Genomic DNA, 24,498 nt, shown 5'->3' on the forward strand with positions numbered 1-24,498 from the left:
GCCAGGCGGAGCCTTGCCCCGCCGCTTCAGGGAGTTGTCTCGCTATGTCTGCCAAACATCCGGTCATCGCTGTCACGGGCTCCAGCGGCGCGGGAACCACCACTACCAGCCTCGCGTTTCGTAAAATCTTTGCACAATTAAACCTGCGCGCCGCCGAGGTCGAAGGCGATAGCTTCCATCGCTACACGCGCCCCGAAATGGACATGGCTATCCGTAAAGCGCGCGATCTGGGCCGTCACATTAGCTATTTCGGCCCGGAAGCGAACGACTTCGGCCTGCTGGAGCAAACTTTTGTCGAGTACGGCCTGACCGGTACAGGGCAGTCGCGCAAATACCTGCACACCTACGATGAGGCAGTGCCGTGGAATCAGGTGCCAGGCACGTTTACGCCGTGGCAACCGCTGCCGGAACCGACAGACGTGTTGTTCTACGAAGGGCTACATGGCGGCGTGGTAACTCCGCAAAACGACGTGGCGAAACATGTGGATTTGCTGGTGGGCGTGGTGCCTATCGTCAACCTGGAGTGGATACAAAAGATGATCCGCGATACCAGCGAGCGCGGCCATTCCCGCGAGGCGGTGATGGACTCTGTCGTGCGTTCGATGGAGGATTACATCAACTACATCACGCCACAGTTCTCTCGTACGCATATCAACTTCCAGCGCGTGCCGACAGTGGATACGTCCAACCCGTTTGCCGCCAAAGGCATCCCGTCGCTTGATGAAAGCTTCGTCGTCATCCATTTCCGTAATCTGGATAATATTGACTACCCGTGGCTGCTTGCGATGCTGCAGGGTTCGTTTATTTCCCACATCAATACGCTAGTGGTGCCGGGCGGGAAAATGGGGCTGGCGATGGAGTTAATTATGTTGCCGCTGGTGCAACGACTGATGGAAGGCAAGCAGATCGACTGAGATCATGCCCGGTGGCGCTGCGCTTACCGGGCCTACAAAGACAGTTAGCGTGTGAACGGGTCAGCGAAGCGCCGCCCGCCGCGCCATTACCCTTCGATAACTTCGTAAGAGTGCGTGATATCTACGCCTTTACCGAGCATCAACGCGACCGAGCAATATTTCTCCGCCGACAGATCCACCGCACGCGCGACCGCCGCCTCTTTCAGGGCCTTGCCCGTCACCACGAAATGCAGATTGATATGTGTGAACAGACGCGGCGCTTCTTCGCGACGCTCAGAGGTCAGCTTCACTTCACAATCGGTCACGTCGTGACGGCCTTTTTGCAGAATAGAAACCACGTCAATCGCGCTGCAACCGCCAGCGGCCATCAGCACCATTTCCATCGGGCTCGGCGCTTTGTCGCCGGAGTTGCCGTCCATCAGAATCTGGTGGCCGGATGCGGACTCACCCAGGAAGGTTAAGCCTTCCACCCATTTCACTCGTGCATGCATGATTATCACTCCAGGGCATTCATTTTCCTGACAGATTACGCGGGCGCGTCGTCAGAGGCAATGGAAGGCGACCTGCGTCAAGCTGAAACGAGACAACAGGAGACACCTGATAAAAGCTATGCTAAAACAGTCTGGATGCAGCGGCGATACATTGATGTTACGCATGTATGCAGAGGAGAAGACAATTTATCGGCTGCGACGTCCACGGACAGCCAACTTCCCTGGACGCGGGAAGATGATGATTGCAAAGCCAGACAGGGGTTACGCGCCCTGTCTTTGGAGCCAGTTTAAAACAGAGGATAACCGCGCATGGTGCTTGGCAAACCGCAAACAGACCCGACTCTTGAATGGTTCTTGTCTCATTGCCACATTCATAAATATCCATCTAAGAGCACGCTGATTCACCAGGGTGAAAAAGCGGAGACGCTGTATTACATCGTCAAAGGCTCAGTGGCAGTGTTGATCAAAGATGAAGAGGGCAAGGAGATGATCCTCTCGTACCTGAATCAGGGAGACTTCATCGGCGAACTGGGTTTGTTCGAGGAAGGTCAGGAACGCAGCGCCTGGGTTCGCGCTAAAACTGCCTGTGAAGTGGCTGAGATCTCTTATAAAAAATTCCGTCAGCTGATTCAGGTAAACCCGGATATTCTGATGCGTCTCTCCTCACAGATGGCGCGTCGTCTGCAGGTCACCTCTGAAAAAGTCGGTAACCTGGCGTTCCTCGACGTGACAGGCCGCATCGCGCAGACGCTGCTGAATCTCGCAAAACAGCCGGACGCCATGACCCATCCGGACGGCATGCAGATCAAAATCACCCGTCAGGAAATCGGTCAGATCGTGGGCTGCTCCCGCGAAACCGTGGGCCGTATCCTGAAAATGCTTGAAGATCAGAACCTGATCTCCGCGCACGGGAAAACTATCGTGGTTTACGGAACCCGCTAAGGTTCCTGAAAAAAACGGCGTGTCGCTTCGGTAACACGCCGTTTTTGTTTCTATACTTCTCCCCTATGTGGCGTCGTCTTATCTATCACCCTGAAATCAATTACGCTTTGCGGCAAACACTGATCTTAAGCCTGCCGGTGGCGGTCGGGTTGATGCTGGGCCACTTACAACAGGGATTACTCTTCTCACTGGTGCCCGCCTGCTGCAACATCGCTGGTCTCGACACCCCGCATAAACGTTTTTTCAAACGCCTTATCATCGGCGCCTCGCTCTTCGCGCTTAGTAGTCTTGCGGTACAGTTTCTGCTGCTACAGGCGGTGCCGCTGCCGCTTATTTTGCTGATGCTGGCGCTGTTGCTTGGCGTCACGGCGGAAATCAGCCCGCTTCACGCGCGCCTGCTGCCCGCGTCGCTCATCGCCGCCATTTTCACCCTAAGTCTCGCCGGGAATATGCCCGTCTGGCAGCCGATGCTGCTCTATATCCTTGGCACGCTCTGGTACGGCGCGTTCAACGGCTTCTGGTTCTGGCTGTGGCGCGAGCAGCCGCTGCGTGAGTCGCTAAGCCTGATTTATAAAAGCCTCGCCGACTACTGCGAAGCAAAATACAGTCTGCTGACGCGCCACACCGACCCGGAACAGGCGCTACCGCCGCTGCTGGTGCATCAGCAAAAAGTGGTGGATCAGATAAGCCAGTGTTATCAGCAGTTGCAGATGCTGGCAGCTACCCGGCAGAACGGTTACAAGCGCCTGCTGCGCTCGTTTCAGGTGGCGCTCGATCTTCAGGAGCATATTTCGGTCTCGCTGCATCAGCCAGGCGAAGTACAAAAACTGGTGGAGCGCAGCCACGCCGAAGAAGTGCTGCGCTGGACAGCCCAGACCGTGGCCACGCGTCTTCGCACGCTCTCAGACGACATTCTTTATCACCGCTATTCGCACCGCTTTTCAATGGATAAACAGGTCGCGGCGCTGGCGAAAATCGCCCGCCAGCACCCGGATAACCCCGTCGGACAGTTCTGCGAATATCACTTCAGCCGTATCGCACGCGTGCTGCGCACCCAGCGTCCGCTTTATGCCCGCGACATGATGGACAGCGGCCAGCGACGTTTGCCGCTGTTACCTGCCCTGAAAAGCTATTTGTCGCTCAAATCCGCCGCGCTACGCACTTCGGCGCGACTGGGCGTAATGCTGGCGGCGGCCGGTCTGCTGGCGAGCGTGTTTCAGCTGCCAAAACCCTACTGGATCCTGATGACGGTTCTGTTCGTGACGCAAAACGGCTATGGCGCGACGCGCGTGCGCATTCTGCATCGTGCGGGCGGGACGCTGGCGGGGTTGATTATCGCGGGCATTACGCTTCACCTGAAGGTGCCACAGGGCTATACGCTGCTCGGCATGCTGCTGGTGACGCTCATCAGTTATCTCATCATCCGGCGCAACTACGGCTGGGCGATGATCGGCTTTACCGTGACGGCGGTCTATTCGCTACAACTTCTGACGCTGAACGGCGAACAGTACATCGTGGCGCGCCTGATAGACACGCTGACGGGTTGCCTTATCGCCTTCGGCGGTATGGTCTGGCTTTGGCCGCAGTGGCAAAGCGGCCTGCTGCGACAGAATGCGCATGACGCCCTGGAGGCCGACCAGGAGGCGCTGCGCCTGATCCTGAGCGACGATCCGCAACCCGCGCCGCTCGCCTGGCAGCGCATGCGCGTTAACCAGGCGCACAACGCGCTCTATAATTCACTCAATCAGGCGATGCAGGAGCCAGGCTTTAACAGCCGTTATCTGGAAGATATGCGCCTGTGGGTGACGCACAGCCAGTTTATCGTCGAGCATGTTAACGCCATCACGACGCTTGCCCGCGAGCAGGCCTCACTCACGCCAGAGGCGGCGGCGCGTTATTTGCAGGCGTGTGAAATCGCACTGCAACGCTGTCAGCAGCGGCTGGAATATGACGCGCCGGGCGAGACGCAAAATGAGTCGGTGCTGGAAGGGGAAGAGGTATTACCGGAAGGGCCGCTCAGCGTCATGGAACATCATCTGCTGCGCATCCTTGACCATCTGCGCACCATGCATACCATTTCATCTGTGGCGTGGCGTCAGCGACCGCATCACGGCATCTGGCTCAGGCGCCGCCTGAGCCAGCCGCGCTGATTAGTTGTTCACCACGCGTGCTACGGCGTCTGCAAAACGGCGCATGCCTTCATCAATATCCGCGGTTTCCACCAGCAGTGACGGCGCAAAGCGCATCACGTCCGGCCCGGCATTCAGTACCATGACACCTTCTGCCGCGGCGGCGTAAAGGAAATCACGGGCGCGTCCATGGAAAGCCGGGGAGAGCTCAGCGCCAATCAGTAGCCCCATGCCGCGGATATCGCTGAACAACCCATATTGTTCCCCAATCTTTGTAAGATGCTGTACAAACTGCTCGCGCTTGTGCGCCACGCCATCCAGCACCTCCGGGGTATTAATAATATCAAACGCCTCACCCGCCACCGCACAGGCCAGCGGGTTGCCGCCATAGGTAGAGCCGTGTGAGCCGACATGAAACGCCGATGCCACGTCATGCGTAGTGAGCATCGCGCTGACCGGGAACCCGCCGCCCAGCGCTTTGGCGCTGGTCAGAATGTCCGGCGTCACGCCGTAGTGCATATAGGCAAAAAGCTTGCCGCTGCGGCCCATACCGCACTGCACTTCGTCAAACACCAGCAGCGCCTGATGCTGGTCACACAACTCACGCAGACCACGCAGGAAATCAGGCGTCGCGGCTGTCACGCCGCCTTCACCCTGCACAGGCTCAACCACAACCGCGCAGGTGTGGTCATCCATTACGGCTTTTACCGCATCGAGATCGTTAAACGGCACATGGATGATATCGGCGGGTTTAGGGCCGAAACCGTCAGAGTATTTCGCCTGACCGCCCACGGAGACGGTAAACAGCGAGCGTCCGTGAAAGGCGTTATAGAATGCGATGATTTTGGTTTTGTAGGGGCTGTGACGTGTGATGGCGTAATGGCGGGCAAGCTTGAACGCGGTTTCGTTGGCTTCGGTGCCGGAGTTCATGAACACGACGCGTTCAGCAAAAGTGGCGTCTACCAGCTTACGGCCCAGGCGCAGTGCGGGTTCGTTAGTGAACACATTACTGGTGTGCCAGAGCGTTTCGCCCTGCGCTTTCAGCGCGTCCACCAGCCGCGGGTGACAATGGCCGAGCGCGGTCACGGCGATGCCGCCCGCGAAATCGACATACTCTTTGCCCTGCTGATCCCAGACGCGGCTGCCCTTGCCCTTCACCGGAATAAATTCAGCCGGTGCATAAATCGGCAGGATCACGTCATCAAAGGTGGCGCGCGTAATTGCTGTTTTTTCAGTTGCCATTTCATGCCCATCCAGTAAATGTGCCATCGCACATGAAAAGATAAGCACAAAATATGAATAAAAAATCACTAAAAGGCAATAAAAATTCAGCGCGAAAGGAAGTTTGCCAGCAGCTGGTGTCCCTGCTCGCTCAGAATACTCTCCGGGTGAAACTGCACACCTTCAAGCGGCAAGTCGCGATGGCGAATGCCCATAATTTCGCCTTCATCCGTCCAGGCGGTAATGTCAAACGCCGCAGGCAGCGTCGTGCGATCGATAATCAACGAATGATAGCGGGTAACGGTGAGCGGGTTATTCAGCCCGGTGAACACGCCCGTGCCGTTGTGGTGAATCGCCGAGGTTTTGCCATGCATGACGGTTGTAGCGCGCACTACGTCTGCGCCGAAGGCTTGTCCAATGGCCTGATGCCCGAGGCAGACGCCGAGTATCGGCAGGCGACCGGCGTAGCGTCGGATAGCCGCAAGTGAAATACCCGCTTCATTGGGGGTACAGGGGCCGGGAGAGATGACCAGATGCGCTGGGGCGAGCGCATCGATATCATCAGGCGTCAGCTCATCGTTGCGCCTGACTACCACCTCTGCGCCCAGCTCGCTGAAATACTGAAACAGGTTCCAGGTGAAAGAATCGTAGTTGTCGATAAGCAGTAACATGGCGGCTCCGGAAAAAAGAACCGCGCCAGTTTACTCGCTTTCCCGCGCCTCGCTCACCACTTTGGCGAAGATTTTCTCAAGCGGTGCCAGGTCGCCCATCGCTCCGGCCTGATTAGCCGCGCGCCACGCGTCGACATCAACACCCCGCCAGTCAAGGCTATAACCTGCATGAAGTGCGAGCTGTTCAAAGAACACGCGCTGGGCGCGCCCGGTGCCGATGCGAAACGGATGCAGGACGTTAATCTCGCAGTAATAATGCGCAAGACGGGCGGTAAAAGCGTCTGGCTCCAGTCCGATGAGGTAATCCTCATCTTCCAGCGCCTGCATCAGCGCATTACCCTCTTTTTCCAGATATTCGAAATGCGCAAAGCGGGTCTCGCCCTGATAGATATCGACTTCACGCAACTCGCCCGCCCAGTCGTAGAGATCCTGAAAAAGCTGGCGGTGAATGGCGCACAGGTGCGGCAGCCCGCGTTGCACAGGCCCGAGTTCGAGCGTGGCGGCGCGCAGCGACGTCAGTTCGCGCTCGGCGTGCTGAAGATCCTGCGCGGCGTGAATATTCAACCGGTTACGCAGCACATCGCTGCCGGACCAGTAGTAAGGGTCGCGTCCATCGCCGAATTTATCGCTCATAGTGCCCCCTTAGCTCTTCAATGCGCGCCAGCGCTTCTTCGCGGGATAAGGTCACCAGAGGCACCTCAATGCCTTCCAGCCGGTTGCTGGCCTGAAAGTTGTGATTCTTCTGCGCGTCCCAGATCCGGGACTTTTGTCTGTCGGTGAGTTTTCTGGACATGTTGCCCCCTGAACGTAACCCCGTGTGCCACAAGTATAAGCAGCAATGGGCGGGTTTGCCGGGAGGCGAAACGACGCGGGCCGAGAAGCCCGCGCAGGGAAGAGAATTACGGCAGGACTTTTGCGGAGAGGATAACCACCGGTTTGGACGGCACATTCTGGTACGGACCAACATCATGTGTCTGCACCTGAGTGATTTTATCGGCCACGTCCATGCCTTTGACGACTTTACCGAAAACCGCATAGCCGAAGTCGCGCTGGCCGTGGTTCAGGAAGGCGTTGTCTGCAACGTTGATAAAGAACTGGCTGGTGGCGCTGTCTTTATCGGCGGTACGCGCCATTGCGATGGTGCCACGCGCGTTCGGCAGGCCGTTATCCGCCTCGTTTTTCACCGGCGCGTTGGTCGGCTTCTGCTGCATATCCGCGGTGAAACCACCGCCCTGCACCATAAAGCCCGGGATCACGCGGTGGAAAATGGTGTTGTTATAAAAACCGCTATTGACGTAATCAACGAAGTTTTTCACGGTGGCCGGCGCTTTCTGGCTGTTCAGCTCCAGCTCAATGTTTCCCGCAGAGGTTGTCAGCAGAACATGCGGGTCGCCTTTTGCCGCCAGAGCAGCAGGAGAAAGGGCAGAAAGAGCAAATACAGCCGCAACAGCCGCCAGAGTGGATTTGAGCATGAAGAATTCCTTACGAAGCAGAAAAAAGCGAGTGGGTCGATTCTAAATAGCGATCGCGTGACGTGCCAGAGATTTACCTGCTTTTACGTACCTGCGTGACGTTAAAGGACACTCATCGGATCTGCCGTGTCCAATAATGTGATGGATGTCATACAAACCATGTCGTTTTTGACAAGCTGTGATCAATGAATGTTTTATTGGATCACATTAACGCCTAGAATGCCCAGGTTCACGGCGCCGTCAACGCGCTTTACACTTCTATTCACAGGCCAGTCATGACTAACAGCAATCGTATCAAGCTCACATGGATCAGCTTCTTTTCCTACGCCCTTACTGGCGCGTTGGTAATCGTCACCGGGATGGTGATGGGGAATATCGCAGACTATTTTCATCTGCCCGTTTCCAGCATGAGTAACACCTTCACCTTTCTGAACGCCGGGATCCTGATCTCCATCTTTTTAAACGCCTGGCTGATGGAGATTGTGCCGCTGAAAACCCAGCTGCGTTTTGGCTTTGTGTTAATGGTGCTTGCGGTCATCGCGCTGATGTTTAGCCAGAGCCTGACGCTCTTCTCCGCCGCGATGTTTGTACTCGGCCTGGTCAGCGGCATCACCATGTCGATCGGGACCTTCCTCATTACCCATATGTATGAAGGACGCCAGCGCGGTTCCCGCCTGCTGTTTACCGACTCTTTCTTCAGCATGGCCGGGATGATCTTCCCGATGGTCGCTGCCTTCCTGCTGGCACGCAGCATTGAGTGGTACTGGGTGTATGCCTGCATCGGCCTGGTCTATGTGGCTATTTTCATTCTGACGTTTGGTTGTGATTTCCCGGTCCTTGGCAAACATGCCGCGCAGGAAAACCAGCCGGTCATGAAAGAAAAATGGGGGGTAGGCGTGTTGTTCCTCTCCGTGGCGGCACTTTGCTACATTCTGGGCCAGCTCGGTTTTATCGGCTGGGTGCCGGAATACGCGACCAAAAGCCTCGGCATGAACCTGAACGACGCCGGTACGCTGGTGAGTAATTTCTGGATGTCTTACATGATTGGCATGTGGGTCTTCAGCGTCGTGCTGCGCTTCTTTGATTTGCAGCGCATCCTGACCGTACTGGCGGGCCTCGCCACGGTGCTGATGTACTTCTTTATTACCAGTAAGCCGGAACATATGGCGTGGTTTATTCTGGCGCTCGGTTTCTTCTCCAGCGCGATTTATACCACCATCATTACGCTTGGCTCACAGCAGACGAAAGTCTCCTCGCCAAAACTGGTGAACTTCATCCTGACCTGCGGCACCGTCGGCACCATGCTGACCTTTATCGTGACAGGCCCGATTGTGGCGAATCACGGCCCGCAGGCGGCGCTGTTTACCGCAAACGGCCTCTACGCAGTGGTATTTGTCATGTGCTTCGCGCTGGGCTTTGTTACCCGTCATCGCCAGCACGCGAAAATGGCAGCGGCACACTAACGGTGCCTTGTCCCTTCCCCGCCGGGAAGGGACATTTCGCGTCTCCCTTCCCTGCTCCCTTTCTTCCCGTTCCGCTCGCTCCAGGCTCGCCGTTTTCTTTTTAACAGCATGACGGTTGCTTATTCATAGCATCAATTTCGCTGTTGAAAATTCGCGCCATCCCGGCTCAAAAAATGAACACTTACGAAACTCTAATCAATTCCAGCACTTATAAAAACCTACAAAAATCAAGGATATACCCATTAAGAGGTATATAAAGGTGTAATTGATTTACATCAATAAGCGGGGGGGCTGAATCGTTAAGGTAGGCGGTAATAGAAAAGAAATCGAGGCAAAAATGAGCAAAGTCAGACTCGCTATTATCGGTAACGGCATGGTTGGTCACCGCTTTATCGAAGACCTTCTCGATAAAGCCGATCCAGGCCAGTTCGACATCACCGTCTTCTGTGAGGAGCCGCGCATCGCCTATGACCGCGTGCACCTCTCTTCCTATTTCTCTCATCATACCGCTGAAGAGCTGTCGCTGGTTCGCGAAGGCTACTACGACAAGCATGGCGTAAAAGTGCTGGTGGGCGAGCGCGCCATCACCATTAACCGCCAGGAGAAAGTGATCCACTCCAGTGCCGGGCGCACCGTCTTCTACGACAAATTGATTATGGCGACCGGTTCTTACCCGTGGATCCCGCCGATTAAAGGCTCCGAAACCCAGGACTGCTTCGTTTACCGCACCATCGAAGATTTGAACGCGATTGAAGCCTGCGCGCGTCGAAGCAAACGCGGCGCGGTCGTCGGCGGCGGCCTGCTCGGGCTGGAAGCCGCAGGCGCGCTGAAAAACTTAGGCGTTGAAACCCACGTTATCGAATTCGCGCCGATGCTGATGGCCGAACAGCTCGATCAGATGGGCGGCGAACAGCTGCGTCGCAAAATCGAAAGCATGGGCGTGAAAGTTCACACCAGCAAAAACACCCAGGAAATCGTACAGCAAGGCGTGGAAGCGCGTAAAACCATGCGCTTCGCCGACGGCAGCGATCTGGAAGTTGACTTCATTGTCTTCTCAACCGGTATCCGCCCACGCGACAAACTGGCTAAACAGTGCGATCTCGAGATTGCTCCGCGCGGCGGCATCGTCATCAACGACCTGTGCCAGACCTCCGACCCGGACATTTACGCCATTGGCGAATGCGCCAGCTGGAACAGCCGCGTGTACGGTCTTGTCGCACCGGGCTACAAAATGGCGCAAGTGGCGGTCGACCATATTCTCGGCAACGCAGGCAACCTGTTTGAAGGCGCGGATCTCAGCGCCAAACTGAAACTGCTGGGTGTGGATGTCGGCGGCATCGGCGACGCGCATGGCCGCACGCCAAAATCACGCAGCTACGTGTTCCTCGATGAAAGCAAAGAAACCTACAAACGCCTTATCGTCAGCGAAGACAACAAAACGCTGCTCGGTGCGGTACTGGTAGGCGACACCAGCGATTACGGCAACCTGCTGCAACTGGTGCTGAACGCCATTGAGCTGCCGGAAAACCCGGACTCGCTGATCCTGCCGGCGCACGCAGGCCAGGGCAAACCCTCTATCGGTGTAGATAAACTGCCGGACAGTGCGCAGATTTGCTCCTGCTTTGACGTTACCAAAGGCGCGCTGATTGCCGCTATCAACAAAGGCTGCCACACCGTTGCGGCGCTGAAAGCAGAGACCAAAGCCGGTACTGGCTGCGGCGGCTGTATCCCGCTGGTAACTCAGGTGCTGAACGCCGAGCTGGCGAAACAGGGCATCGAAGTTAACAACAACCTGTGTGAACACTTCGCGTTCTCTCGTCAGGAGCTCTATCACCTGATCCGTGTTGAAGGCATTAAATCCTTCGAAGAACTGCTGGCGAAATATGGCAAAGGCTACGGTTGCGAAGTCTGTAAACCGACCGTCGGCTCGCTGCTGGCTTCCTGCTGGAATGAGTACATCCTCAAACCGCAGCACACGCCGCTGCAGGATACCAACGACAACTTCCTGGCGAACATCCAGAAAGACGGCACTTACTCGGTCATCCCGCGTTCTGCCGGCGGTGAAATCACACCGGAAGGGCTGATGGAAGTAGGCCGTATCGCCCGCGAATTTAACCTTTACACCAAAATTACCGGCTCCCAGCGTATCGGCCTGTTCGGCGCGCAGAAAGACGACCTGCCGGAAATCTGGCGTCAGCTGATTAACGCAGGCTTCGAAACCGGCCACGCTTACGCCAAAGCGTTGCGTATGGCGAAAACCTGTGTGGGCAGCACCTGGTGTCGTTACGGCGTCGGTGACAGCGTAGGTTTCGGCGTAGAGCTGGAAAACCGCTATAAAGGCATCCGCACTCCGCACAAAATGAAATTTGGCGTATCCGGCTGTACGCGTGAATGCGCCGAGGCACAGGGGAAAGATGTCGGCATCATCGCCACCGAAAAAGGCTGGAACCTGTATGTCTGCGGTAACGGCGGGATGAAACCACGCCATGCCGATCTGCTGGCAGCGGATCTCGATAAAGAGACGCTGGTGCGTTATCTCGATCGCTTCATGATGTTCTACATTCGCACCGCCGACAAACTGACCCGTACCGCCCCATGGCTGGATAACATGGAAGGCGGCATCGATTACCTGAGACGCGTGATTATTGACGACAAACTGGGCCTCAACGATCAGCTGGAAGCCGAAATGACCCGTCTGCGTGACGCGGTGATTTGCGAGTGGACTGAAACGGTCAACAACCCGCAGGCGCAGGGGCGCTTCAAACACTTCGTCAACAGCGATCGCCGCGACCCGAACGTGCAGGTGGTGCCAGAGCGCCAGCAGCATCGTCCGGCCACGCCTTATGAGCGTATCCCTGTCACCTTCGTGGAGGAAACCGTATGAGCCAGTGGAACACCATTTGCAAGATTGATGACATTGTCCCGGCAACAGGCGTTTGCGCGCTGATAGGCGAACATCAGATAGCGATTTTCCGCCCGCGGGCCAACGACGAAGTGTATGCCATCAGTAACATCGACCCGTTTTTTAAAGCAAGTGTGCTGTCTCGCGGCATTATCGCTGAGCACCAGGGCGACCTGTGGGTGGCAAGTCCGCTGAAAAAACAGCGCTTTCGCCTGCGCGACGGCGCCTGTATGGAAGACGAAACCCGTTCTGTCGCACATTTTGATGCGCGCGTGAAGGATGGTCAGGTACAGGTAAGGGCGTAATACTGCCCGGTTTTCTTCAAGGCAGAGTGCAGAAAAGCAAACCGGAAATTTACTTTAAGATTCAATACCAACCTTAACCCTCTCCCCGCTGGGGAGAGGAAATCGGTGAGGGGCCAGGGCCTTAAGGGTGGGTAAGCGCAGCACCGCCACCGTGATGTCAGGCCTGCGCGACTCGCCAAAAAAAGCAGTAAAGCAGAGAGGCAAAGCCTCCACTTATAAACGTTTTCCATCGGCGCTCTTATTACGCAAGCGCCCGTTAAGGACAACAACGAAAAAGCGCGTACAAACGGCGCGCCGCATTCAGACATTTTTTAGTTTCTTAATTTTTTACTTTCACTCACTTTTTAGGATAACCATTATGTTTACCGACACGATCAATAAGTGCGCGGCAAATGCTGCCCGCATCGCTCGCCTCTCGGCAAATAATCCTCTGGGTTTCTGGGTCAGCTCCGCAATGGCGGGCGCGTATGTCGGGCTCGGGATTATTTTGATTTTCACACTCGGCAATCTGCTTGAACCGGCCATCCGTCCGCTGGTGATGGGCGCTACGTTCGGCATTGCGCTGACGCTGGTTATCATCGCCGGTTCCGAACTCTTCACTGGCCACACGATGTTCCTGACGCTTGGCGTGAAAGCAGGCACCATCAGCCACGGTCAAATGTGGGCCATTTTGCCGCAAACCTGGCTTGGAAATCTCGTTGGTTCGGTCTTTGTCGCCCTGCTCTACAGCTGGGGCGGCGGCAGTCTGCTGCCGGTCGATACCAGCCTTTTACACACCGTAGCGCTCGCGAAAACCAGCGCACCGGCGACAGTGCTGTTCTTTAAAGGCGCGCTGTGCAACTGGCTGGTGTGCCTTGCAATCTGGATGGCGATTCGTACTGAAGGCGCTGCCAAATTTATCGCTATCTGGTGGTGTTTACTGGCATTTATCGCCTCCGGCTACGAGCACTCGGTCGCTAACATGACCCTGTTTGCACTTTCCTGGTTCGGCCATCACAACGAGGCCTTCACGCTCAGTGGTATCGGCCATAATCTCTTGTGGGTAACCCTTGGCAATACGCTTTCTGGCGCCGTGTTCATGGGTTTGGGTTACTGGTATGCTACCCCGAAAGCAGAGCGCCCGCAGGCCGCCGCGCAGACCGCACCAGAAACCGCCCGTTAAGAAGGATACGCCGTGGATCACCTGCCGATATTTTGTCAGTTACGTAACCGCGCCTGCCTGCTGGTAGGCGGTGGAGATGTCGCAGAGCGCAAAGCACGACTGCTAATGGAGGCAGGCGCCACGCTGACGGTTAACGCGCTGGCGTTCGCCCCTCAGTTTGAGGCCTGGGCGGAACAGGGCATGCTAACACTGGTACAAGGCGAATTTGACGCCCAACTGCTGGAGGCGTGCTGGCTGGTGATCGCCGCGACGGATGACGACGCGGTGAACAATCAGGTCAGTGATGCTGCCGAAGCGCGCCGAATCTTTTGCAACGTGGTAGACGCACCGAAACAGGCGAGTTTTATTATGCCGTCGATTATCGACCGCTCACCGCTGATGGTGGCGGTCTCCTCCGGCGGCACCTCACCGGTGCTGGCCCGCCTGCTGCGTGAAAAGCTTGAAGCGCTGTTGCCTCAGCATCTCGGCAAAGTGGCCGGTTACGCCGGTCAGTTACGCCAGCGTGTGAAGCAAACCTTCACTTCTATGAGCGAACGTCGCCGCTTCTGGGAAAAATTCTTCGTCAACGATCGCCTCGCACAATCGCTGGCGAATGACGATAAGCCAGCCGTCGCCCGTATTACCGACACGCTGCTGAGCGAGCCGCTCGACGATCGCGGTGAAGTCGTGCTGGTGGGCGCAGGTCCTGGCGATCCGGGTCTGCTGACGCTTAAAGGCTTGCAGCAGATCCAACAGGCAGACATCGTGGTTTACGATCGCCTGGTTTCAGATGAAATCATGAATCTGGTGCGTCGCGATGCCGATCGCGTTTTTGTCGGCAAACGCGCGGGTTACCACTGTGTGCCGCAGGAAGAGATTAACCAGATCCTGTTGCGTGAAGCCCAGCGCGGTAAACGCGTGGTTCGCCTGAAGGGCGGCGATCCGTTTATCTTCGGACGCGGCGGGGAAGAGCTGGAAACGCTGTGTGAAGCAGGCATTCCTTTCTCAGTCGTGCCTGGCATCACCGCGGCCTCCGGCTGTTCCGCCTACGCAGGCCTGCCACTTACCCACCGTGATTACGCACAGAGCGTGCGCCTTGTAACCGGCCACCTGAAAAACGGCGGTGAATTTGACTGGCACAATCTCGCGGCAGAAAAACAGACGCTGGTGTTTTACATGGGGTTAAATCAGGCCGCCGCGATTCAGGAAAACCTCATCACGCATGGCATGGATCCTGACATGCCGGTAGCGCTGGTGGAAAACGGGACCAGCGTAAAACAACGCGTGGTCACGGGCGCGTTAACCGAACTTGGCGCGCTGGCGCAACGCGTCGAAAGCCCCAGTCTGATTATTGTGGGCCGCGTTGTGGCGTTGCGCGATAAGCTCAACTGGTTCTCCTCGAAATAACCTCCCCCACAGGCCAGCCTTGCTGGCCTTTTTTATTTCCTTATTTTTCAAAAAGATAAACTATAAATATATAACATATCGCTAACATACGGCGATTTTGTGATCTATCTCGCCAACACAATTCATCATGTGTTGTTATATTCATTATGCGTCATCTCATTATGAAATCAGCCATTGATTCTTCATGACCTTGTAAGCCGGGTCATGCGGCCTCCTGCTGCCTTCATCCGGGGACGCGCTCTGACTCCTACAACCCTGTTTACAACTAAAAAGGTAACGATATGGAAGGCCAGGAACTCCAACGCAAGCTCGGCTTCTGGGCCGTGCTGGCCATTTCCGTCGGAACGACCGTCGGTTCCGGTATTTTCGTTTCGGTGGGTGAAGTGGCGAAGGCAGCAGGCACGCCGTGGCTCACCGTGCTCGCTTTCGTGATAGGTGGTTTAATTGTTATCCCGCAGATGTGCGTATATGCGGAGCTCTCCACCGCCTACCCTGAAAACGGCGCAGATTATGTTTACCTGAAAAACGCGGGCAGCCGTCCACTGGCGTTTCTCTCCGGCTGGGCCAGCTTCTGGGCCAATGACGCGCCTTCGCTCTCGATCATGGCGCTGGCTATCGTCAGCAATTTTAGTTTTCTGGTGCCGCTCGATCCCTTCACCGGCAAGCTGGTCGCTACCGGTTTGATCCTCGCGTTTATGCTGCTGCATTTGCGCTCGGTGGAAGGCGGCGCGACATTCCAGACGCTTATCACCATCGCCAAAATCATTCCCTTTGCGATAGTGATTGGCATCGGCGTTTTCTGGCTTAAGGGCGATAACTTCGCAGCCCCGGCCACGGCGAGCGCGACCAGCGCTACCGCAGGCATCATGGCGCTGCTGGCCGGGATTTCCGCCACCAGCTGGTCCTATACCGGCATGGCCTCTATCTGCTACATGACGGGTGAAATTAAAAACCCTGGCAAAACGATGCCGCGGGCGCTGATTGGTTCATGCCTGCTGGTGCTGGTGCTCTATTCGCTGCTGGCGCTTGTTATCTCCGGGCTCATGCCGTTTGAGAAACTCGCTGCGTCTGAAACGCCAATCTCCGATGCGCTCACCTATATTCCGGCGCTCGGCAGCGTGGCTGGGGTATTTGTCGCGATTACCGCCATGATAGTGATCCTCGGCTCGCTTTCCAGCTGCGTGATGTATCAGCCACGTCTGGAATATGCGATGGCGAAAGATAAGCTCTTTTTCAAAAGCTTCGGCCATGTGCATCCGAAATACAACACGCCGGATGTTTCCATCATTCTGCAATGCGCGCTCGGCATCTTCTTTATCTTTGTTTCCGACCTGACCAGCCTGCTTGGCTACTTCACGCTGGTGATGTGCTTTAAAAATACCCTGACCTTCGGCTCCATTATCTGGTGTCGCAAGCGTGAGGATTACAAACCGCTGTGGCGAACTCCAGCCTTCGGCCTGATGACCTTCGCCGCGATTGCCTCAAGTCTCATTCTGGTTGCCTCCACCTTCGTGTGGGCCCCCGTCCCCGGCCTTATCTGCGCCCTGATTGTTATTGCCACCGGCCTGCCTGCTTACGCCTTCTGGGAAAAGCGTAACCGCCGTCTGGCCCATGTTTCTTAACCCTGTCTGGAGAGTAGTTTCATGCTGAATATCGATAAAAGCACCGTGGATTTTCTGGTAACCGAAAACATGGTTCAGGAGGTCGAAAAGATCCTGGCGAAGGATGTTCCTCGCGTGCACGCCATCGTCGACGAGATGATTAAGCGCGGCATCGACCGTATCTATTTTGTTGCCTGTGGCTCGCCGCTGAATGCAGCGCAGACGGCGAAGCACCTCGCGGACCGCTTCTCCAGCCTGCAGGTTTACGCGCTCTCGGGCTGGGAGTTCTGCGACAATACGCCGCACCGCCTGGATTCAAAATGCGCGGTGATTGGCGTCTCTGACTACGGCAAAACGGAAGAAGTGATCAAGGCGCTGGAACTGGGTGCCGCCTGCGGCGCGCTGACCGCTGCCTTCACCAAACGGCCAGACAGCCCGATCGTCAATGCCGCAGAACATGTGATCGCCTATGAGGCGGACTGCATCTGGGAAATTCATCTGCTGCTCTGCTACAGCGTGGTACTGGAGATGATCACCCGCCTCGCCCCACACGCCGAAACCGGCAAAATCAAAAACGATCTGCGCAAGCTGCCGCAGGCGCTCGGCCATCTGGTTCGCACCTGGGAAGAGAAAGGCCGTCAGCTTGGCGAGCAGGCATCGCAGTGGCCCATGATCTACACCGTTGCTGCCGGCCCGCTGCGTCCGCTCGGCTACAAAGAAGGGATCGTAACGCTAATGGAGTTCACCTGGACTCACGGTTCGGTCATTGAAAGCGGCGAATTCCGCCACGGCCCGCTGGAAATCGTCGAGCCAGGCGTGCCGTTCCTCTTCCTGCTGGGCAACGATGAAAGCCGTCACACGACCGAGCGCGCGATCCGCTTCGTACGTAAACGGACCGATAACGTGATTGTCATTGACTATGAAGAGATTTCTCAGGGGCTGCACCCGTGGCTCGCGCCGTTCCTGATGTTCGTGCCGATGGAGTGGCTCTGCTACTACCTCTCCATCTACAAAGACCACAACCCGGACGACCGTCGCTATTACGGTGGCATTGTCGAGTATTAATCCCCCGCCCGGTCTGCACGCGGGCCGGGCCAATAGGTAAGGAAAAGGAATATGAAAAAACTGGCGACGGTCGGTGATAACTGCGTGGATATCTATCCGCAGCTCGGCAAAGCATATTCCGGCGGCAATGCCGTTAATGTGGCGGTGTACAGCACCCGCTACGGCATGCAGCCTGCCTGCGTGAGCTGGGTTGGCGATGATGACTACGGGCAGATGCTCCGGCGTGACCTGGCGCAGCACGGGGTTGATATCTCGCACCTGCACGTGAAGCCAGGCGCTACCGCGCAGACGCAGGTAGCACTGCGCGACAATGACCGTATTCTTGGCGATTACACTGAAGGCGTGATGGCAGGTTTTACGGTCAGCGATGACGATCTTCGCTGGCTGACCGGCTTTGATATTATCCATTCGGCCATCTGGGGCCATGCTGAAACCGCGTTTGCGCCGCTGCGCGCTACCGGGAAAACGCTGTCGTTTGATTTTGCCGACAAGTGGGAAAGCCCGCTGTGGCACACGCTGCCGGAGCATCTCGACTATGCGTTCGCCTCCGCACACGAAGAGAGCCCGTGGCTTCGTGACAGGCTGCAAACGGTGGTGGACTGCGGCGCGGGTATCGCTATCGCGACGCTTGGCGAGAACGGCAGCCTCGCCTGGGACGGTACGCAGTTCTGGCGTATGCCGCCGGAGCAGGTAGAGGTGGTCGATACTATGGGCGCCGGGGATTCCTACATCGCTGGTTTTCTGTGTGCGGTCGCCGCCGGGCTGTCGCTTGCCGGGGCGATGAAGCAAGGCACACGCTGCGCTGCGCGCACGCTCGGTTATCACGGTGCCTGGTGAGGCCTGCGTTGGCGTGACGCAACTCACGCCAACGCCCTGTCCCTCCTCTGTAAACGCTCTTATAATCATCCCCACGTTTTCTACAATCTCAGGGTCGATTCATGCCAGCTACGGAGCGCTACTCTCACCAACTCCTTTACGCCACCGTCCGCCAACGTCTGCTTGATGATATCGATCAGGGTGTCTATCAGGCCGGGCAGCAGATCCCCACCGAAAGCGAGTTGTGCGCGCTCTATGACGTTAGCCGCATCACCATCCGTAAAGCGATTAGCGATCTGGTGAAAGACGGCGTGCTGATCCGCTGGCAGGGTAAGGGGACGTTCGTACAGAGTAAAAAAGTGGAAAACGCCTTGCTGACGGTAAGCGGTTTTACCGATTTCGGCGTCTCGCAGGGCAAGCCCACCAAAGAAGAGGTGATAGAACAAGAGTGCGTTAGCGCCGATCCGTTTTGCGAGCGTCTGAATATCCCCGGTGGCAGCGACATTTTCCGCCTGCGCCGGGTGATGTATCTCGACGGCGAACCGCTCTTTATCGACTGTTCGTGGATCCCGCTGGCGCGTTATCCGGCGTTTAACGAGATCTATTCTGCGGGCGCTTCCACTTATCAGCTTTTTCAGGAGCGCTTCGACACGCAGGTAGTCAGCGATAAAAAGACCATCGACATTTTTACCGCTACGAAATCTGAAGCGCAGTGGCTTAAATGCGAACTGGGCGAGCCGCTGTTCCGCATCAGTAAGATTGCCTACGATCAGCATCAAAAACCCGTGCACTATTCCGAGTTGTTCTGTCGCGCTAACCGCGTCACCCTGACTATCGACAACCAGCGGCGCTGACATACAGCGCCCGCTCAGGATTTATTCAGAACGCAAGTCCACTTCCCGACGTTGACGTCCCTTCCCTCACATCGCGTATAGTCTGCGCCATGAATATCATAATGATATTCATATCAATAATTTAGGACATACCACTTATAGGGACGCACAATGAAAAACGTAATGAAACTGGCTATGCTGGCTGCGGTAATCTCGACGCTTACCGCCTGCACGGGGCATATCGAGAATAAAAACAAAACCTGCAGTTACGACTATTTACTCCACCCGGCTATTTCTATTTCGAAAATGATTGGCGGCTGCGGCCCGGCAGCGGAGCAGTAATTCACGCCGCGGCAGAAATAAAAAACCCCCTCACAGAGGGGGTTTTCGTACCACAATAAAACCGGGATTGGCCCGGTTTTGTTATTCCTTACGGCTGGGCGACAAAGCCGATGGCCTCATACACTTTCTTCAGCGTTTCGCCTGCATGCGCGCGGGCTTTTTCCGCGCCTTCTTTCATCACGCTTTGCAGGAAGGCTTCGTCATTACGGAAACGGTGATAACGCTCCTGAAGCTCCGTCAACATGCCGGAAACGGCGTCTGCCACTTCGCCTTTCAGATGGCCGTACATTTTGCCTTCAAAATGCTGTTCAAGCTCCGCAATGCTCTGGCCGGTTACGGCTGAGAGAATATCCAGCAGGTTGGAAACGCCTGCTTTGTTCGCCACGTCGTAACGCACCACTGGCGGCTCGTCGGAGTCGGTCACCGCGCGCTTGATCTTCTTCACAACGGATTTCGGATCTTCCAGCAGGCCGATAACGTTATTACGGTTATCGTCGGACTTGGACATCTTTTTAGTCGGCTCCAGCAGCGACATGACGCGCGCGCCCGATTTCGGGATGAACGGCTCCGGTACGCGGAAAATCTCGCCGTAAATTGCATTGAAGCGCTGCGCGATGTCACGGCTCAGCTCCAGGTGCTGTTTCTGGTCTTCGCCCACCGGCACCAGATTGGTCTGGTACAGCAGGATATCCGCCGCCATTAGCACCGGGTAATCGAACAGACCGGCGTTGATGTTTTCGGCGTAGCGCGCGGATTTATCTTTGAACTGAGTCATGCGGCTGAGCTCGCCGAAATAGGTATAGCAGTTCAGTGCCCAGCCCAGTTGCGCGTGCTCCGGCACATGGGACTGAACGAAAATGGTGCTCTTTTTCGGGTCAATGCCGCAGGCGAGATACAGCGCCAGCGTATCGAGCGTAGCTTTACGCAACGCAGCCGGGTCCTGACGCACAGTGATGGCATGCTGATCCACGATGCAGTAGATGCAGTGGTAATCGTCCTGCATGTTAACCCACTGACGCAGCGCACCCATGTAGTTACCGATGGTCAGTTCTCCGGATGGCTGTGCGCCACTAAAAACGATGGGCTTACTCATTTTTCTATTCCTGATTGTCACTGTGGGGGAGCCCGAACGCGGGCAGTAAGTCGCGGAAATGGTCAAAGACGAAATCCGGGTTGCTTAACGTTATCGCTTCACCGTAGTTATAGCCATAGGTCAGGCCGACGCTTGCGCAACCGGCGGCCTGTGCCGCCTGAATATCATTGCGCGAATCGCCCACGAAGAGCAATTCCTGTGCCGACACCTGCAGCGCATCCATAACTTTCAGCAGCGGTTCCGGGTGCGGTTTTTTATTCTGCACGTCGTCGCCGCCGATAATAATGCTGAAGTAATCGGCGATACCGAGCGATTCCAGCATCGGGGCGACAAACGGCGTGGGCTTATTGGTTACCAGACCCAACGCCAGGCCATGACGATGCAGCGCGCCAAGCGTCTCGAAAACGTCCGGGAACAACGCGCTGCCCGCGTCAACGGCCTCACCGTAGTAGCGATCGAACAATCGACGCATCATACGGTTCTGTTCTTCTTCCGGAATCGCGTCCGTTTCCGCCGGTTTGCCGGCAGCAGCGCGCAATGCAGCCTTTTCCTGACGCGCCCAGGTGAGTGCACGCGAAACCAGTACGTCGGCGCCGTTGCCAATCCAGGTGATGACGCGCGCGTCGCCCGCCGTCGGGAGTTCCAGCGCATAAAGCGCGTTATCCACGGCATAAGTCAGGCCCGGCGCGCTGTCGACCAGCGTACCGTCAAGATCGAACGCGACAGCGCGGATGGCGTGCAATTTATCCATGAGAAACCTTCGCCAGCTCGCTACGCATATCGTTAATGACTTTCTGGTAATCCGGCTCGTTGAAAATCGCGGAGCCTGCCACGAACATATCGGCACCCGCCGCTGCGATAGCGCCGATATTGCTGACCTTCACGCCGCCATCGACTTCAAGACGGATGTCACGCCCGGAGGCGTCAATGCGCTGGCGCACTTCTTTAAGCTTTTCCAGCGTTTGTGGAATAAAGGACTGGCCGCCAAAGCCCGGATTGACCGACATCAGCAGAATGACGTCGAGCTTATCCATGACGTAGTCGAGATAGCTCAGCGGCGTCGCCGGGTTGAACACCAGGCCCGCTTTACAACCATGTTCTTTAATCAACTGCAGTGAACGGTCGATATGCTCGGAGGCTTCCGGGTGGAACGTAATGATGCTGGCGCCCGCCTCGGCGAAATCCGGGATCAGGCGATCCACTGGCTTCACCATCAGGTGAACGTCGACAGGCGCGGTAATGCCGTAATTACGCAGTGCCTTCAGCACCATCGGCCCGATGGTGAGGTTAGGCACGTAATGGTTATCCATAACATCGAAATGGACGACATCGGCACCAGCGGCCAGCACCCGGGCGGTGTCTTCACCCAGCCGGGCAAAATCGGCCGACAGAATCGAGGGGGCAATCAAATACTGTTTCATCCGCTTCTCCATTAAGTCTTGTGTGTATGGCGGGCGGAACCGGCTCAGGCTTTATAAAGCGCCAGCAGTTCGTCCACCTTTCTGCGCGTGCCGCCGTTGCTGCTGATGCTGCGTCGTACCCGCACCTTATGCAGCGTTGCCTGCTGGTACCACTGGCGGGTCAGCTCGGTATCGTGATTGGAAATCAGCACCGGGATTTGCAGGTTTTGCAGCCCTTCTGCGAGTTCTGCCAGATGCCGCTGCTGTTCCAGATTAAAGCTGTTCGTATGATAAGCCGTAAAGTTCGCCGTCGCGGAAAGCGGCGCGTAAGGCGGATCGCAATAGACCACGGCGCTATTTTCCCGCTGCGCCCGCGCCATGCTGGCATCGTAGGATTCGCAGATAAACAGGGCGTTCTGAGCGCGCTCCGCGAAGTGGTACAGCTCCGCTTCGGGGAAATACGGTTTTTTGTAACGGCCAAACGGAACGTTGAACTCACCGCGCAGGTTGTAGCGGCAAAGGCCGTTGTAACCGTGGCGGTTGAGATACAAAAAGAGCAATGCGCGGCGGAACTCATCCCGGCTCTGGTTGAACTCTTCGCGCAACTGATAGTACACCTCAGCCTGATTATGCTCTGCAGTAAACAGCAGGCGCGCCTCACTGACGTAGTGGTCAGTTTTATCTTTAACCGTGGTGTACAGGCTTATCAGATCGCTGTTGATGTCTGACAGAACATAGCGCGAATAATCGGTGTTAAGAAAAACCGATCCCGCGCCGACGAAGGGCTCGATAAGACACTCCCCTTCCGGGAGATGACGTTTAATATCTTCGAGCAGGGGGTATTTCCCCCCTGCCCATTTAAGAAAAGCGCGATATTTTTTCATGCTGCCTGATTAACTCATACCTTCCCACGCTGTGGAGAGGACGCTCCAACAGCATACTGCGCTTTACTCATTACTTCAGATCGGCCTGGACCTGGTGAATCGGCTTAGCCCATGGGTTTTTCGCCTGCACGTCTGCCGGCAGCGAAGAGACGGCGCGTTTTGCTTCATCTTTCGAGCCATAAACGCCGCTTACCAGCACATACCACGGCTGACCGTTACGGGTGGTTTGATACACCACGTAGTTTTTCAGACTCTCTTTTTTCGCCCAGGCATTCAGGTTGTTGTAGTTCGAAGAACTGCTCAACTGAAGCGTGTAATGGCTGCCCGGTGCGGATTTCAACGCACCGACATTACCGGCGCTCGCGCCGCTGGCCGCCGCAGAAGGCTGGCTGGCCGCAGGGGCGCTCTTCGGCGCGGTGGTTGCCGTTGCCGTTGGCGCTTTCACCGGCGCGGAAGCGGTACCCGTTGCCGGTTCGCTGCGTTTCGGCGCACTTGCCGGTTTCTGCTCCGGCGCGGTCGTTTTCGCAGGTGCCTGTGGTTTGGTCTGTGTGGTCTGCGCTTTACGCGGCTCAGACTCAATCACCATCTGCTTACGCTCAGGGCGCGTGGTACTGGCGTTATGGCGCGCGGGAGCCTGGGTCTGCGCGGCTTCACGCGGCTGTTGCGGCGCAGCAGCGTTACCGTTAACGGGGGCGACAGTTGCGGGCTCGGTCGGCAACGTCGAGCCGGACACTGCGTTGTCAATCTGCCCCTGCTGCTGCGTCAGGGCGTTATTCAGATCGCCCGGCACTTCTACACGCTGCTGGCCTTCTGGCGCAGACGGGTTTTGCGCCTGCGTCGGGGTAGAGGACACTGGCGGCAGAGAGATATCCTGCGGAGCGTTGCCTGTTGTCTGGTTAGCGGCGGAGGTGTCGCCAGGCTGCGGCTGCGCGCCGTTCGCCTGATCGGACGGGCTACCTGCGTTACCAGACAGATCAATATTCTTCTGCGAGTTTTGAGCCTGGGCGTCATCCGCTTTGTTAGCATCCGGGCCTTTCAGGGCAGAACCGATGCCGATAATCAGCAGCACCAGCACCAGGATACCGAGCGCCATCATCATATGCTGGCGAGAAATGGGCCCTTTCGGGGGCGCTTTTTTACGCTTGCGCGGACGACGTTCCTGAACGCTATCTTCCTCCGCCAGCGCTTCATCCGCTTCGTAAGTCTCATCCGCCTGTGCGCGACGCGAACGCGCCGGACGGCGCTCTTCTGCATCTACATCAACGTCATCAATGTTGATTTGCGGTTCGTTGTCGAACTCAGCAGATTTACGAGAACGACCAGGACGACGATCGCTGGGATCGGGTTTCAGCTCGTCTTCTGGTTTGAATTCATCCATTTAACACCCCACTCGAAGGCTTATTGCG

Annotated in this window: 24 protein-coding genes; 13 read left to right on the top strand and 11 right to left on the bottom strand. The window is 56.4% G+C overall.

The window, feature by feature from the left end; all coding sequences use genetic code 11:
* Positions 1-44 precede the first annotated feature (44 nt).
* On the top strand, positions 45-914 hold the full coding sequence (locus AFK62_RS18370; protein ID WP_007682399.1) for a phosphoribulokinase: 870 nt from the start codon (positions 45-47) through the stop codon (positions 912-914).
* Positions 915-1,000: 86 nt separating this feature from the next.
* Here the strand turns inward: AFK62_RS18370 and AFK62_RS18375 are convergent, their stop codons facing one another.
* Positions 1,001-1,405 carry an OsmC family protein gene (locus AFK62_RS18375; RefSeq protein WP_007682397.1) on the bottom strand — a complete coding sequence of 135 codons (405 nt, stop codon included), beginning with the start codon at positions 1,403-1,405 and terminating at the stop codon, positions 1,001-1,003.
* A gap of 309 nt (positions 1,406-1,714) precedes the next feature.
* Between AFK62_RS18375 and crp the strand changes: the two genes are divergently transcribed.
* A complete protein-coding gene (gene crp / locus AFK62_RS18380; RefSeq protein WP_000242758.1) occupies positions 1,715-2,347 on the top strand; it encodes a cAMP-activated global transcriptional regulator CRP in 633 nt (210 codons plus the stop codon).
* A gap of 65 nt (positions 2,348-2,412) precedes the next feature.
* Positions 2,413-4,497 carry a YccS/YhfK family putative transporter gene (locus tag AFK62_RS18385; RefSeq protein WP_007682368.1) on the top strand — a complete coding sequence of 695 codons (2,085 nt, stop codon included), beginning with the start codon at positions 2,413-2,415 and terminating at the stop codon, positions 4,495-4,497.
* Here the strand turns inward: AFK62_RS18385 and argD are convergent, their stop codons facing one another.
* The 5 genes from argD to ppiA form a co-directional block, all read right to left on the bottom strand.
* Complete coding sequence (gene argD, locus AFK62_RS18390) at positions 4,498-5,718, bottom strand: bifunctional acetylornithine/succinyldiaminopimelate transaminase (RefSeq protein WP_032984985.1); 1,221 nt, start codon at positions 5,716-5,718, stop codon at positions 4,498-4,500.
* Positions 5,719-5,804: 86 nt separating this feature from the next.
* Positions 5,805-6,368, bottom strand: coding sequence for an aminodeoxychorismate synthase component 2 (gene pabA, locus AFK62_RS18395; RefSeq protein WP_007682362.1), 564 nt, complete (start codon positions 6,366-6,368; stop codon positions 5,805-5,807).
* Positions 6,369-6,398: 30 nt separating this feature from the next.
* Positions 6,399-7,001, bottom strand: a complete 603-nt coding sequence (locus AFK62_RS18400) for a putative adenosine monophosphate-protein transferase Fic (protein ID WP_007682361.1) — start codon at positions 6,999-7,001, stop codon at positions 6,399-6,401.
* Positions 6,991-7,161, bottom strand: coding sequence for a YhfG family protein (locus AFK62_RS21645; protein ID WP_007682358.1), 171 nt, complete (start codon positions 7,159-7,161; stop codon positions 6,991-6,993). The genes AFK62_RS18400 and AFK62_RS21645 overlap by 11 nt, the downstream gene beginning before the upstream one ends.
* Positions 7,162-7,267: 106 nt before the next feature.
* On the bottom strand, positions 7,268-7,840 hold the full coding sequence (gene ppiA / locus AFK62_RS18405) for a peptidylprolyl isomerase A (RefSeq protein ID WP_007682356.1): 573 nt from the start codon (positions 7,838-7,840) through the stop codon (positions 7,268-7,270).
* A gap of 275 nt (positions 7,841-8,115) precedes the next feature.
* Between ppiA and tsgA the strand changes: the two genes are divergently transcribed.
* The 10 genes from tsgA to AFK62_RS21650 all read left to right on the top strand — a co-directional run bounded on the left by tsgA (position 8,116) and on the right by AFK62_RS21650 (position 19,715).
* The gene (tsgA, locus tag AFK62_RS18410) at positions 8,116-9,303 is read left to right on the top strand and encodes an MFS transporter TsgA (RefSeq protein WP_007682353.1); all 1,188 of its coding nucleotides are present in this window, start codon (positions 8,116-8,118) and stop codon (positions 9,301-9,303) included.
* Positions 9,304-9,640: 337 nt separating this feature from the next.
* Positions 9,641-12,187: a nitrite reductase large subunit NirB gene (gene nirB, locus AFK62_RS18415; RefSeq protein ID WP_007682351.1), complete on the top strand. Its 2,547-nt coding sequence runs from the start codon at positions 9,641-9,643 to the stop codon at positions 12,185-12,187.
* Positions 12,184-12,510 (top strand): nitrite reductase small subunit NirD, encoded by a 327-nt coding sequence (gene nirD, locus AFK62_RS18420; RefSeq protein ID WP_007682347.1) that lies wholly within the window; start codon positions 12,184-12,186, stop codon positions 12,508-12,510. The genes nirB and nirD overlap by 4 nt, the downstream gene beginning before the upstream one ends.
* 358 nt (positions 12,511-12,868) lie before the next feature.
* A complete protein-coding gene (gene nirC, locus AFK62_RS18425; RefSeq protein ID WP_032984990.1) occupies positions 12,869-13,672 on the top strand; it encodes a nitrite transporter NirC in 804 nt (267 codons plus the stop codon).
* A gap of 12 nt (positions 13,673-13,684) precedes the next feature.
* On the top strand, positions 13,685-15,058 hold the full coding sequence (gene cysG / locus AFK62_RS18430; protein WP_007682341.1) for a siroheme synthase CysG: 1,374 nt from the start codon (positions 13,685-13,687) through the stop codon (positions 15,056-15,058).
* A gap of 281 nt (positions 15,059-15,339) precedes the next feature.
* Entirely contained in the window at positions 15,340-16,680 is a 1,341-nt protein-coding gene (frlA, locus tag AFK62_RS18435) for a fructoselysine/psicoselysine transporter FrlA (protein WP_053532072.1), read from the top strand.
* Between the two features lie 21 nt (positions 16,681-16,701).
* Positions 16,702-17,724 carry a fructoselysine 6-phosphate deglycase gene (frlB, locus tag AFK62_RS18440; protein WP_007671943.1) on the top strand — a complete coding sequence of 341 codons (1,023 nt, stop codon included), beginning with the start codon at positions 16,702-16,704 and terminating at the stop codon, positions 17,722-17,724.
* Positions 17,725-17,775: 51 nt separating this feature from the next.
* Positions 17,776-18,561 (top strand): fructoselysine 6-kinase, encoded by a 786-nt coding sequence (gene frlD / locus AFK62_RS18445; RefSeq protein ID WP_007671942.1) that lies wholly within the window; start codon positions 17,776-17,778, stop codon positions 18,559-18,561.
* A 101-nt stretch (positions 18,562-18,662) separates the two neighbouring features.
* On the top strand, positions 18,663-19,394 hold the full coding sequence (locus AFK62_RS18450) for a GntR family transcriptional regulator (RefSeq protein WP_007671939.1): 732 nt from the start codon (positions 18,663-18,665) through the stop codon (positions 19,392-19,394).
* 150 nt (positions 19,395-19,544) lie between these two features.
* Positions 19,545-19,715 (top strand): YhfL family protein, encoded by a 171-nt coding sequence (locus AFK62_RS21650; protein ID WP_007671937.1) that lies wholly within the window; start codon positions 19,545-19,547, stop codon positions 19,713-19,715.
* An 88-nt stretch (positions 19,716-19,803) separates the two neighbouring features.
* Here the strand turns inward: AFK62_RS21650 and trpS are convergent, their stop codons facing one another.
* The 5 genes from trpS to damX all read right to left on the bottom strand — a co-directional run bounded on the left by trpS (position 19,804) and on the right by damX (position 24,470).
* On the bottom strand, positions 19,804-20,808 hold the full coding sequence (gene trpS / locus AFK62_RS18455) for a tryptophan--tRNA ligase (RefSeq protein ID WP_007671935.1): 1,005 nt from the start codon (positions 20,806-20,808) through the stop codon (positions 19,804-19,806).
* Between the two features lie 4 nt (positions 20,809-20,812).
* The gene (gph, locus tag AFK62_RS18460) at positions 20,813-21,559 is read right to left on the bottom strand and encodes a phosphoglycolate phosphatase (RefSeq protein ID WP_007671933.1); all 747 of its coding nucleotides are present in this window, start codon (positions 21,557-21,559) and stop codon (positions 20,813-20,815) included.
* Complete coding sequence (rpe, locus tag AFK62_RS18465; RefSeq protein ID WP_007671932.1) at positions 21,552-22,229, bottom strand: ribulose-phosphate 3-epimerase; 678 nt, start codon at positions 22,227-22,229, stop codon at positions 21,552-21,554. The genes gph and rpe overlap by 8 nt, the downstream gene beginning before the upstream one ends.
* Positions 22,230-22,273: 44 nt before the next feature.
* Entirely contained in the window at positions 22,274-23,092 is an 819-nt protein-coding gene (dam, locus tag AFK62_RS18470) for an adenine-specific DNA-methyltransferase (RefSeq protein WP_007671930.1), read from the bottom strand.
* Positions 23,093-23,162: 70 nt separating this feature from the next.
* On the bottom strand, positions 23,163-24,470 hold the full coding sequence (damX, locus tag AFK62_RS18475) for a cell division protein DamX (protein WP_007671929.1): 1,308 nt from the start codon (positions 24,468-24,470) through the stop codon (positions 23,163-23,165).
* Between the last annotated feature and the right edge of the window lie 28 nt (positions 24,471-24,498).

The organism is Cronobacter condimenti 1330 (genome assembly GCF_001277255.1).
GTDB classification, from domain to species: Bacteria; Pseudomonadota; Gammaproteobacteria; order Enterobacterales; family Enterobacteriaceae; genus Cronobacter; species Cronobacter condimenti.